Origin of the sequence: Pedobacter sp. R20-19 (assembly GCF_000708265.2) — a bacterium.
In the GTDB taxonomy this organism is placed as follows: domain Bacteria; phylum Bacteroidota; class Bacteroidia; order Sphingobacteriales; family Sphingobacteriaceae; genus Pedobacter.
In genome coordinates this window covers 316,929-329,625 of the sequence record NZ_JCKI01000007.1, presented here as the reverse complement: position 1 = coordinate 329,625, position 12,697 = coordinate 316,929, and the positions used below count along the sequence as shown (strand labels likewise).

Below are 12,697 nucleotides of genomic sequence, written 5' to 3'. Positions count from 1 at the left end.
CCTGCCATCCGTTTAACCAAAACCGGATCATTCGCTGATGCGAACAACAACGGCAAGGCTGAAGTAGGCGAGACGATCAACTATACCTTCAAGGTAGAGAACACGGGTAACGTAACGGTAAGCGACCTAAACATCACCGATACCAAAGTTACGGTAACAGGTGGCCCAATCACTTTGGCCCCTGGTGCAACAGATAATGCCACTTTCACAGCTGCTTATACGATTACACAAGCCGATGTGGATGCAGGAAGAGTGGACAACCTAGCTACTGCTACGGGTAAAGATCCAAAAGGAAACAACGTTACGCTACGGGTAAAGACCCTAAAGGCAACCCGGTAAGTGATGATTCAGAAAGCGGTAACCCTGCCGATCCGAACAACCCGGCTACCCCGGCTTGTCCGACTTGTACGGTAACACCATTGCCTCAAGTGAGCAGTATAGCGTTGGTTAAAACAGTAACCAACACAGGTACTGGTTTGAATGGAAGTTTTGTGCTCGGAAATAGCATTGAATATTCATTTACAGTGACCAATACCGGAACTACCATTTTAAGTAACATCGTTTTGAATGACCCAATCATAACAAGTGCAGCAATTAATATACCTGGAGTGTTAGCTCCAGGTGCTGCTGTAACAGTTAAACGTACATACTTAGTTACCTCTACAGATATTAATCGTGGAAACGTGACGAATACGGCAACTGTGACTTCAAAAGATGGCCAAGGTAGAACGGTTAGTGATGTTTCCGGATCAGGTGTAAGTAACGATAATCCAACAGTTACTAAACTGGAGCAACCACCAATTGCTACAAATGATAATGCGACTACCAACCAGGGTGTTCCAGTTAACATTCCAATATTAACCAATGATAAACCTGGAAGTACGCCGCTTGACCCGCTTACAATAGTAATTATTACGCCTCCGTCGCATGGTACTTTAACCATTAATAAAGATGGAACGGTTACTTACATTCCGGATCCTAATTATAGCGGACCAGATAGCTTTGTTTATACGGTGAAAGACCAATCTGGTGTAATATCCAGCCCTGCAACAGCCAATATCACTGTAATAGGTACAAAACCGGTTGCAGTGAATGATGTGACTACAACAGGATTTAATACACCTGTACAAATAGATATATTAGGAAATGACAAAGGAGATGGGTCTACAATAGACCGAAGTACGATCCAGATTATTACCCAGCCGAAAAATGGTAGCGTAAAAGTAAATACGGATGGTACGGTAGTGTATACCCCTAATCCAGGCTTTACAGGAGTAGATACTTTTATCTATCGTGTTAAAGATGCCCTAGGAAACTTTACGAATGAGGCTATAGGAACCATCACCATAGAAGGGTTCTTTATTCCAAATGTATTCACACCGAATGGCGATGGTAAGAATGATACATTCTTCATTGTCGGGCTGGAGGCTTATGATTCAGTAGACCTCGAAATCTATAATCGTTGGGGTAATCAGGTTTACAGAATGAAGGGATATAAAAATGACTGGACAGGTTATGGCTTAAATGAAGGTACTTACTTCTATAAGATCACACTTAAAAAAGGTGGTACTTCACAAACCGTTGCCGGACCAGTTTTATTAAAAAGATAATATTAAACAGAATCAACGATGAAGAAGCCTGTTATAAAAAAAGCCTTACTTGCTTTAGCAATAATTGTATTGCTAAAGCTACCCGCAATGGCACAGCAAAATATCCAGTTTTCACAATATATATTCAATTCACTGAGTGTAAACCCGGCTTATGCAGGTTATAAAGAAGAACTCTTTGCTCAACTTGCACTCCGTACACAATGGGCTGGATTAAAAGGCGCACCGCAAACGGGGCAACTTTCTTTGGATGGTGTAACGGAAAGCACTAAGAAAAATGTGGGCTTAGGTGTTCAGATTACGGCAGATAAGCTTGGCTCACAAACGGCCAATTCCATTTATTTAAATTATGCCTACCGGATAAGATTAAACAGTGATGATACTAAGCGGCTAAGCTTTGGCTTAGGCGCGGGTGTAACCAACTATGCTATTGACGGTGAATCTCTTCGTCCTGTTGAGTCGGATGATCCTACGGTTACCAGTGGCAACCTTAGTAGTTTTATCCCTGATGCCCGATTTGGTGTCTATTATAGTAGTCCCCGATATTATGTCGGGGCATCTGTAATGGATTTGTTTTCTGGTGATGCATCAAATGATATATTTAACTGGGACACCGCAACACAACAAAACATCAAGCGAAAACGCCATTATTATATCATGACAGGCGCGCTGTTTGAACTATCAGAAGGATTAAAGCTCAGACCAAGTTTGTTATGGAAAGAGGACTTTAAGGGGCCCAGCAGTTTGGATCTTAATGCCATGTTCGTGTTTGCTGATAAATTCTGGATTGGTGGTGGAATACGTACAGGTGTTAACCTTTGGGATAAAGCTTTCAGACAAGGACAAACATTGAGCAATTCTAATTCTCTATCAGGGATTGTACAATTCTATGCTTCTAATCGATTTAGGATAGGCTATTCATATGACTATATCACCAGTGGGTTGAGTAGTGTACAAAATGGTTCACATGAAATCACCCTTGGCTTAACCTTTCCATCAAAGTTAAACCGTTTGCTTAGCCCACGCTTCTTCTAATTCAGTATCATAACCAGTATAAGTCATGAATATAAATTTAAAATACATCTTACTTCCTCTTTTTACTGCAATGTTTTTTTATAATGAAGGTAAAACACAGGAGCAGCTTTCTTTGAGGGATCGGGCAAAACTTAAGTATGACAGTTACGATTATGCTCAAGCCATTCCAGCCTATCTTAAACTGGTGGATGTAAAAAATCCGAAAATGGCTGATATTGAAAAACTCGCTTATTGTTATGATCAGATCAACGATTACGAAGCGGCTGAAAATTGGTTTTCCCGATTAGTTACCTTTCCGGAAAGTAAAGATGAAAATCTACTAACTTACGGTTCTGTACTTAAATCAAATCTTCGTTACAAGGAAGCAAAAAAGGTGTTTGAAAGTTATGCGCAAAAAACTGGTGATCATAAAAAGGTGCTTAACGATATAATGGGATGTGATTCAGCTCAAGTATGGTTATCTAAGCCTACAGCTCATATGATCAGGAATGAAGCTGCAGTGAATACAGCAAACGCTGAGTTCAGTGTATTTCCAATGGTTGGAAATGCTTACTATACCGGAGAGGCAGAAACCAGTGAGTCTATTAAAATATCAGGAAGAACCGGCAATCCTTATTTGCGTATTTTTAAAGCAGAAATGGCTGAGAACAGTACACTAAGTATGCCAGCTCTTGATGCTGCTTCTTATAATATAGGAACTTATCATATTGGTCCTGTTGCCAGTAATAGGGCTGGAGATATGCTTTTTGTATCCCGTACGTATGTAGGTAAAAAGGATAGCGAAATTGAGAAGGTTGGAAATAGAAAGTTTAGAACAAATAATATAGAGCTCTTTATTTATACAAAAAAAGGTGACCAATGGGAAATGAAACCTTTTCCATATAATAATGTATCCAAATATTCACTTGGGCAGGCTTGTCTGAGCCTGGATGAGAAGACTTTATATTTTTCTTCTGATATGCCAGGCACAATGGGAGGTACAGATATCTGGTACAGTACTTTACATAGAGATGGCGGCTGGAGTAAGCCAGAAAATGCAGGTAAAGATATAAATACCAGTGGCAGCGAGATGTTTCCAGAGATGGGTGTAGATGGCCAGTTATATTATTCCAGTAATGGTTTACCGGGCATGGGCGGCTTGGATATATTCGTTGCCAAAGGCGAACAACATAGCTGGACTACCCCCATCAATCTGCATTATCCTATTAATTCACCAGGTGATGATTTTGCCTTTATAAAAATGTCTCTTCCTTCGGCGAATTTGGGAACAGGTTACCTGTCTTCTAACCGTAAGGGGGGGAAAGGTAATGATGATATTTACAGTTTTGGTATTCAAAAACCTAAAATCATTCTGGCTTTAAAGGGAATTACATTTGATAAAACCACGAGAGCCACACTTCCGCTTACCGATGTAACACTTATGGCCGATGCACGACGGGTTGTTGGCAAACAATTAACGGCAGATTCTGGCAAGTACTTTTTTGAACTGGATCAAAATATGAATTATACCTTGCTTGGGCAAAAAACTAAATATTATAGTGATTCTGCGAGTATAACTACAGTTGGTTTAATAAAATCAGATACATTAGAAGTGAACCTCTATTTACAGCCACTTTTTGTGGTAGGAACGAAGATCGAAATTAAAAATATTCATTATGATTTTGATAAAGACAATATCAGGCCAGATGCTGCTAAAATTTTAGATGAAACGGTTAGGATCATGAGAGACAATCCCACGCTGGAAATTGAAATGGGATCGCATACAGATAGTAGAGGCGTAGATATTTACAACATAGATCTTTCACAAAGAAGGGCACAATCTGCCGTGAACTATTTAGTGAGTCGGGGTATTGACAGAAGTAGGATGAAGGCCAAAGGTTATGGCGAAACTCAATTGTTAAACAGATGTAAGAATGGGGTTGCATGCTCTGTAGCTGAACATCAGGCAAATAGAAGGACCGAATTTAAGATCGTAAAATATTAAGGTATTTTTATAAAACACTATGCATTAAATCAATGCCTAAGGTGAGTTACAAGACCATAAGTTCGGGATAAATTCCTTGCTTTAGAAGTTAGTTTATCAGCTATAAATGGATGGTTACAGTTCTGGTAAACCAAGCTTATTTTTAGCTCATCATTAAAGGCTAATATAAAAAGCTAGATATAGTGTTGAAGGTATTATGGCTGTAAGATAGATTTATGATGAAGATATTCTTTCGTTGTAACCGTATTATGTATGTTAGTATAATATGTATTTAATGAATTGCTTAATTGTTGATGATAACCAGGTTTTTAGACTGCTACTTAAAAAATTAATAGCCATGGATAGTTCACTTGTACTTGTTGCAGAATGTGAAAATGCAATGGAAGCGCATCATCATATTATGAACAATCAGGTTGATATCATTTTTCTTGACATTATGATGCCCGGTATGAGTGGACTGGAGCTGGCAAAAATTCTGGAAGATAAGCCACCGCTAATTATTTTTACTACATCTGTGGCAGAACATGCCGTTGAGGCTTTTAGCCTAAATGTAGTTGATTTTTTGCTGAAGCCAATTTCGCCGGCAAGATTTTTAAAGTCTATTGAAAAAGCTAAATCAGCTAATCATAAACAACAAAAGAGTAGTGATACGCATTTTCCTGAATTCATATTTATCAGAGCTTCTAATACTGTACGAAGGGTAAAAGTTACGGATATTTTATATTTTGAAGCGATTGGCGACTATGTTAGAATTCAATTGGTAGGAAATATTGATTATTCTATTCATTCCTCATTGAAGAATATCGAAAATAAGTTGCCTCAACAAATTTTCTTGAGGGTGCACCGTTCTTTTATCATCAACTTAAATAAAATAGATGGTATTGAAGGTAAGACATTAATTCTAGATAAAAATTTGATTCCTGTATCAGATAGTTTTAGGGCTAATCTGAATAAGACTATGAAGTTTTTATAAACAAAAAAGCCTCAACTTTTTCAAGTTAAGGCTTTTGTTGCGGAATGGACGGGACTCGAACGTCCAACATATATCTTTGATTGTAAGAGTATTAAAATAAAATGATTAAAAATGCTCACCACATGCTCACCATTTTTTTGCAACCATTTGACTGTAATTGACTATCCTAAAGATAGGGATTAATTTGCATAATTTATTTATTTTCAGCTAGTATATATGCTAGACATGGAAAGCTCCGATATTTCTAATTAATATTAGTCACCAAGGTGATTCCCGGGCAACTAATAGGAAAGAGAAAAACGTATCAGACCAAACTATAAGTAAATTCAGGTTGGACAGTTGTTTAGAAGTCGAACGAGCGACCATTTCACCTGAAATATCCATCTATTTGAGCTAATGAAATTCCAATATCCGTTACCAAAATTAAAACTTCTAAATTTTTAAAGTTCGCTCATTAATAAATATTAATATAAACAGCTAACAGTAAAATAATCAGTTCTCCATAATTGGCTAGTTCAAATCGCTCCCTGTCATCTTGTAAAGCTTATTAAATAGTCTCTTCAACAAAGAGCTTTCCTCTGTAATTATATCTGCCTCTGCCTGCATTCCATTTTTCAGTAAAATCTTTTGTACAGGGTGTTTATTTTCAATTTGGTCAAAAGAAATTTTTCCGATAAAGACACTATCTCTATACGCAACATCTGATATATAGCTGAGATGCCCTCTAATCAATCCATATTCCTGATATGGAAAACTTTTAAGCTTAATCAATGCCCGTTCACCTTTACGAATTTTCCCCATATTATATTGCGGAATTTCCACCTCGCCAAAAAAAATGCTATTTCCTGGATTAATTATGAAAACTTCTTGATTTAAGGCCACGTTCTGATTCTGCTGAATAATTCCTGCGAAGCTAAGCTTTCCTGAGATTGAAGACGAAAGTATATGTTGCATCATCCAGTTATCGGTTTCATTAATAAGGCGATTGACACTTTGAAGAAACTTTGACTTCTCATCCAAAATAACATGCTGTATTTCAAGCAACTCCTTCTTTTTTGAATTGTAATTTGAGTTATTAATTAAGATCGAGCTCTCAACATCTTCCAATGGAGATTTTGAACTTAGGAATTTGTTCTCCTGGGCTAAAAACTCACTTCTAGAGATGACTTTATTTTTATATAGCTGTTTATAGGCTTGATACTCCTGTTCTTGATTTATATATTCCAGCTTTTTGATTTCTTTTTGTGCCAATATGGGCTGTTTTTGCAAATTGATATTTAACAGATCCTTTTTAAGATAATCCATTTTATCCTGATGATATCCCCCTTTGAGCGTAGAAAAATAATTCATACTTTCTTGAAAAAGATCTTGATAGCTAGCCTGGACCTCTCCCAAATTCAAGGTGGATGGAATAGTCTCTGTAATTTGAATGTTGGCAAGCAGCTTCTTTTTGAGATCTCTTAAATAATTGCTGATAAAACGAATATCATCTGGATTTGCGGTGCTTTCCAAATAAGCAAGTGGTTGACCTACCTTAACCATTTGCCCCTCTGTAACGAGTAAACGAACTAATTTTCCATTTTGTCTGGCTATTACCGTTTTCGGCGCATTAAGCGAATTGATTTTGAGATTTGTTGTAACTACATCAGGATATTTTAAAAATCCAGAAAAGATAACAACACCTAGTAATATTGAAAAAACCAGCGTAATTCCCCAGCGTAATATCCATGAAGGCACCGCAGTGATGATCTCATGTACTTCTTCACTATTGATCTGTTCACTAAAGTTTTGTGATGGCATGTTATTCTCTATTTTATTGTTATTTAGCGTCTTAAATTATGCTCCCAGTTCCAGTTGATTCTGCACAAGTCTGAAATAATCCCCCCTGTTCTGCGTGAGTTCTGCATGAGTCCCTTGTTCAATTACCCTGCCTTTTTCCAAAACAATTATATTGTCAGCATTCTTAACTGTACTTAATCTGTGAGCGACCACAACTACTGTTCTCCCTTTAAAAAAGGTTTCAAGATTTTCCATAATTACCTTTTCATTATTAGCATCTAAAGCATTGGTAGCCTCATCGAAGAAAATGTATTCAGGATTTTTATACACCGCACGAGCAATTAGTATACGCTGACGCTGCCCTTGGCTTATCCCGTTCCCCTCTGGTCCAATCTTGGTATTCAATCCCATGGGTAAACCTTCAATAAAATCAGATATATTGGCTACCATAACAGCATTCTGAAGTTTGGTCACGTCAGGATATTCATCACCAACTGCAATATTTTTTGCAATGGTGTCAGAAAAAATAAATCCGTCTTGCATAACTACACCACAAAGACTCCTCCACATCTTAAAACTGATATTTTCAAGAGGCATATTCCCCACTCTTAACTCACCATTCGATGGTGAATAAAATCGTAAAAGCAGCTTAAGGATAGTGGTTTTTCCACTACCGCTCATACCTACAATAGCAGTTGTTTTTCCTTCTGGAATATAAATATTAATGTCTGTCAGCACATTTTCATTGGCTGCACTAGGGTAAGAAAAATTCAATTTCGAGAGGCTTATTCCCTTCTCGAATGGTAGTTCATGGATAAACTCTATTCCTAATGGCTCTTCATCGTCCATTGCGTGAATCTCATTTAGTCGTTCAATACTAATCTTTGCATCCTGTAGCTGCTGAATAAATCCCACCAATTGCTCAATGGGACTGTTAAGCTGGCCCACAACATACTGAATTGCCATCATGGCTCCCAAAGTCAGCTGTCCCTCAATTACCGCCTTTGCAACGATAAAGGTGATTAATATATTTTTACCTTCGTTAATAAATGATGATCCAGCCTGCTGTATTTGACCAAGTGAAAGGCTTTTTACACTAAACCGAAACAGCCCTGTCTGCAACCTTTCCCATTCCCAACGCTTCTGTTGTTCACAATTATTCAATTTGATTTCTTGCATACCACTAATCAGCTGAACAACAAGACTTTGGTTTTTAGCGGAGATATCAAACCTCTTGAAATCCAACTCCCGTCTACGACGGAGAAAAAGAACAATCCAAATTCCATATAAAATACTACTTACTGCAAATACGATAAAGATAGTATAGTCATAAAATGCTAAAACTGCGCCAAAAATCACAAAGTTAAACATTGAAAACACCGTATTAAGCGTCGAACCCGTTAGAAAACTCTCAATACGCTTCTGATCGTTCATACGTTGAAGAATATCTCCGGTCATTTTAGTATCAAAGAAAGAAACGGGAAGTTTCATCAGTTTGATTAAGAAATCGGTCAGTATAGAAATATTGATTCGGGTACTTATATGTAATAATATCCATGACCGAATAAAATCAACACTGGTCCTGCCGATGAAAAGCATGATTTGCGCGATTAGGATTACATATATAAAATTTAAGTTTCTTGTGTTTATTCCAACATCAACTATCGATTGCGTTAGAAAGGGTAATATAAGTTGTAAAAGACTTCCCACCCCAAGTCCAACCAAAAGTTGGATGACTAATCGTCTATACAAATAGAGATATCTGAAAAAAAAACTAAAATTGGATTTTACAATTTTGTCATCCTCCTGCTCATAAAATAATGGTGTAGGTTTCATTACAAGGGAAAGCCCTTTTTGCCTTCCTTCGTCTTTCCCAATCCAGCTGTCAACAAAATCATCTTTACTATGAGTAATGAGGCCTATTACGGGATCTGCAATAAGTACCTTTTCATTTTTCTTTATTTCATAAACCACAACAAAGTGCTTCTGTTGCCAGTGTACGATGCACGGTAAAGGGATTTCTTTCAATTGTTCAAAGCTAATACGAACGCCTTGGGTTTGAAAACCAATCTTCTCTGCAGCCTGGCTTAACCCTAACAGTGAGACGCCAGCCTTATTAATCGAACTTAGGCCTCTTAAAAACTGTAAACTGTATCGTTTGCCGTAAAACTTGCTGATCATTCTCAGGCAGGTTGGACCACAGTCCATCAAATCATGCTGTATATAGTAGGGGTATCTCACTTTATTTCTTTATTTAAAAATCTTAATCTAGCCAACTTGCTTTTATAATGTTGATGTAACAAGTCATAAACGACCATTTCCTTTTTTCGTTGATTGTTCATAAACAATCTGTTCAAAAACATATGGATGTAGCTATTAATCTGATAATCAAAATCGCTTGATAAAACAACGGATTCAAGAAGTTTCGCAACTTGAATGCTTCTATTCCGAAAAAGAGGCTCAGGAAGATTCAGAGTCTCCTCTTCTAGTATTTGTTCTATTTCCGAGCGGAGCTTCCTGTATTTTATTTTGAAAGCATCGGTTTGATTTTTTTTTATACCAAATTCTAACTTGAAAGCCTGCTGCCAACTATCTGTCAGACTCATCCGTTTTTCCAAACTAATTCCAAAATCTTCCAAAAGTTTGTCCACCCCCTTTATTGCTACAACCCAATCCTTAATACCTTTCGCTAGACACTCCGTGACCAGTGAGCTATCTTCGAAAAACAAACGCTCAGACCCCTCTATCGCCCCATAACTGTACCTTTCTAACTCGCGATTGTAAGTATCTATTTTAAAAGATCTTAACTTTCCTGCTTCCAAATATTCTTCTACCGCCACTGATAAGGCACGAAGCGCTACACCATGTTGATCACCAACAATATGAAATCTAAGTCTTAAATGATATTCCGGATCGTTGTAGCGAATAAAAAACCAATAGTCAATAACACCAGTTTTTATTAACTTTTCCGTCAGCGGACGTAAGATGTGTCCAAGTATTTTGTTCGAAATCTTCGGCGAACAATAAAGCTTAAAATACATCCATTCACTTCCAGGTATAAAGTTCCGTTTATTTACCGCGATGTTGATTTTCTTTTCAAAAGAGAACTCAGTTTTTCCATTTTTGTAAAAAGGTATTATCAAATCATTGGTAAAACAGGACTTGGCCTTTGAAAGTAGAAATCCTTCCTTATGAAATAAATTTTCTTCTAGACGAACCGAAGATTTTTTTTTAGTCAGCTGCAATAAAATTTCCAATGAATACTCGTTTAGTAAATCGATAGGCATTTCGTAATCTTCTTCACGTATGGTAACATAGCGCGGTATTTTTCGCTCATCGAAAAAATTGCTAACATGGTTCATTGAAACATTTCTTGCCTCTGTTAATACTTGGAGATCAGATTTCTCTAAACCCCAACTTTCCCTTGACAGTATAACGTTTCCGTACTCAACTCTTGGTAAATATGACATACTTCCAAGAAAACCCCAGTCCCAATAGAGATCACCACTACTCCCTTGATATTGCAGATCACAAAGAAATCGATAATAGGAAATCGTATTTTGGGTGTAATTATGAGCCGTACTAAGTCGTGGGATCACTCTTTTTCCGTACTTTTTCGAACGTATCAAAAGTTTTCCATTTACAACCGAAAGCATCAAATCCCTTAACGGAATTTGTTCTCCACCAGCAATATTGGAGGACAAAATTGGAATATTGTAATCATAAAAACGCGGGTGTTTTGAGATATTACCAGCACGAGGCTGATTAATATGAAGTATTTCAGCGAAAATAACATTTTCGTCTGCCCTTTCCACCTCAACAGCTTTGATCGCATCTTCTCTAATTTGCTTTTCCAGATAGCAAAACCGACTGATGAGATCTATAGAAGATGGACCGCTTGTTAGTACGTGTAGCAACTTAAAGTTCTTCCTATCAAGATTCTGGTTTGGCCCGTGAAACAGTTTACATACTGAATAAGCTGTTTGTGGTAATTTATTAATATAGCCAGCATTTGGTAGTGCATCTGATTCAGTAAGTTCTATAACCTGATCGCCATTTTTTATAGCTTCCGTGTACTTTTCAAGTAGCTTCTTCTGCCATGGAGTCCATTTAAAGGTGGGATAATGTTGAGTAATAGTAGTAGAAGGTATGCCCGAGAGTAATTCACTGGCATCTTGACTCAAATCTATGCGATATGGATAGCCAATCCCCATTTCAGAATCCAGTGCCTCTAACAGAGGAACCTCACCATATTCATATCTGTCAAAAAAAACACTAGCGAATCTTTCAAGTTCAGATTTTTCAGGCTTTGTTTTAATTTTTTCCAAAAAACTCAATGCCTCAAAAAGTGCTTCGGGTACATCACGATCTATTTGAAGCTGCTCAAAGTCCCGCAACATATCTACCTGGAAAATAAATCTTTTGTCTATTTCTATCTCCAAGCTTTCAACTTCTAACATCAACTTCTTGTAATAGGGAACCGCATCAAATGACTCTAATGATGATCCGTTGATATCAGTCAGTAAAGACACAATACGATGAATAATTTGAAAATGCGGGTGCTTGGCTTGTTTTAGAATAGCAGCAATCCGGTTTAGTTCATTTTCACTTTCTGGAGAAAGTTCTAACTCGCTTATCAGTATCTTTGCTCGAATAAGCTCGTCCACATATTCCGTTGCCTCATCCACATCGATTCCACTTTCAGTAAGAGTTTCGCATATGGATCCATAACAAATTCCCTTCTCAGCTTTTAAAATTATCTCATCTAAAAACTCCGTCCTGTCGACACTAACCAATTCATGATTTCGACCACTACCTAAGTTAATGTATTCTAAATAACGTAGTTTATTTCCAAGTTCGCTTCGGGTATTGTTGGAAAAGAATTTTAAAAATTGGTTAACCTTTCCTTCCCCTAATAAAAACTCGACATAACGATTTAAAAAAGTCGTATCAAGCCTGCAAAATCTTTTATCAGCACCATGTGTTTTAAACTCTGTTTGGGTTCGGTCACAATAAGTACCATGACTAACTCCAGCGCTTATGCCGAACGGAGTGGATCTATAGGACATCCTACTGATGTATTTTCGCATTGTGTCCAAAACTTTATCACTATCTGATATACTGCAGTTTCCTTCAAGCCACTTTAACATTCTCTCATAGAAATCTGGAGAAGATAAAAAAATAGCCTCCCTAAGTAAATCATGTTTTTTGACCAGGGTATTAATTTCGGTTGCGCCAAGATTTTGGATGCTCTCATATGGTAATAATGGACTTCTCATCAAAAAGAAACCATTATACTTTAATTTACTCATTCTATTG

The 12,697-nt window shown here is 37.3% G+C and carries 8 protein-coding genes; 5 read left to right on the top strand and 3 right to left on the bottom strand.

All coding sequences use genetic code 11. The features are described 5' to 3' along the window. The 5 genes from AN34_RS16730 to AN34_RS16710 form a co-directional block, all read left to right on the top strand. A partial coding sequence (locus AN34_RS16730) for a hypothetical protein (RefSeq protein WP_029287221.1) occupies positions 1-339 on the top strand: 339 nt, incomplete at its 5' end. An 89-nt stretch (positions 340-428) separates the two neighbouring features. Beyond that, on the top strand, positions 429-1,610 hold the full coding sequence (locus AN34_RS21955; protein WP_231625572.1) for an Ig-like domain-containing protein: 1,182 nt from the start codon (positions 429-431) through the stop codon (positions 1,608-1,610). An 18-nt stretch (positions 1,611-1,628) separates the two neighbouring features. Next, positions 1,629-2,642, top strand: a complete 1,014-nt coding sequence (locus AN34_RS16720; protein WP_029287217.1) for a type IX secretion system membrane protein PorP/SprF — start codon at positions 1,629-1,631, stop codon at positions 2,640-2,642. A 25-nt stretch (positions 2,643-2,667) separates the two neighbouring features. After that, positions 2,668-4,626, top strand: a complete 1,959-nt coding sequence (locus AN34_RS16715; RefSeq protein ID WP_082468449.1) for an OmpA family protein — start codon at positions 2,668-2,670, stop codon at positions 4,624-4,626. Positions 4,627-4,900: 274 nt separating this feature from the next. After that, positions 4,901-5,599: a LytTR family DNA-binding domain-containing protein gene (locus AN34_RS16710; RefSeq protein ID WP_029287213.1), complete on the top strand. Its 699-nt coding sequence runs from the start codon at positions 4,901-4,903 to the stop codon at positions 5,597-5,599. 510 nt (positions 5,600-6,109) lie between these two features. Here AN34_RS16710 and AN34_RS16705 read toward each other — a convergent pair. The 3 genes from AN34_RS16705 to AN34_RS16695 are packed head-to-tail and all read right to left on the bottom strand — an operon-like array spanning position 6,110 to position 12,690. Then, entirely contained in the window at positions 6,110-7,399 is a 1,290-nt protein-coding gene (locus tag AN34_RS16705; protein ID WP_051666690.1) for an HlyD family efflux transporter periplasmic adaptor subunit, read from the bottom strand. A gap of 36 nt (positions 7,400-7,435) precedes the next feature. Further along, positions 7,436-9,619 carry a peptidase domain-containing ABC transporter gene (locus AN34_RS16700; RefSeq protein WP_029287209.1) on the bottom strand — a complete coding sequence of 728 codons (2,184 nt, stop codon included), beginning with the start codon at positions 9,617-9,619 and terminating at the stop codon, positions 7,436-7,438. Then, positions 9,616-12,690, bottom strand: coding sequence for a lantibiotic dehydratase (locus tag AN34_RS16695; protein WP_029287207.1), 3,075 nt, complete (start codon positions 12,688-12,690; stop codon positions 9,616-9,618). Before AN34_RS16695 ends, AN34_RS16700 begins: the two co-directional genes overlap by 4 nt. Positions 12,691-12,697 lie beyond the last annotated feature (7 nt).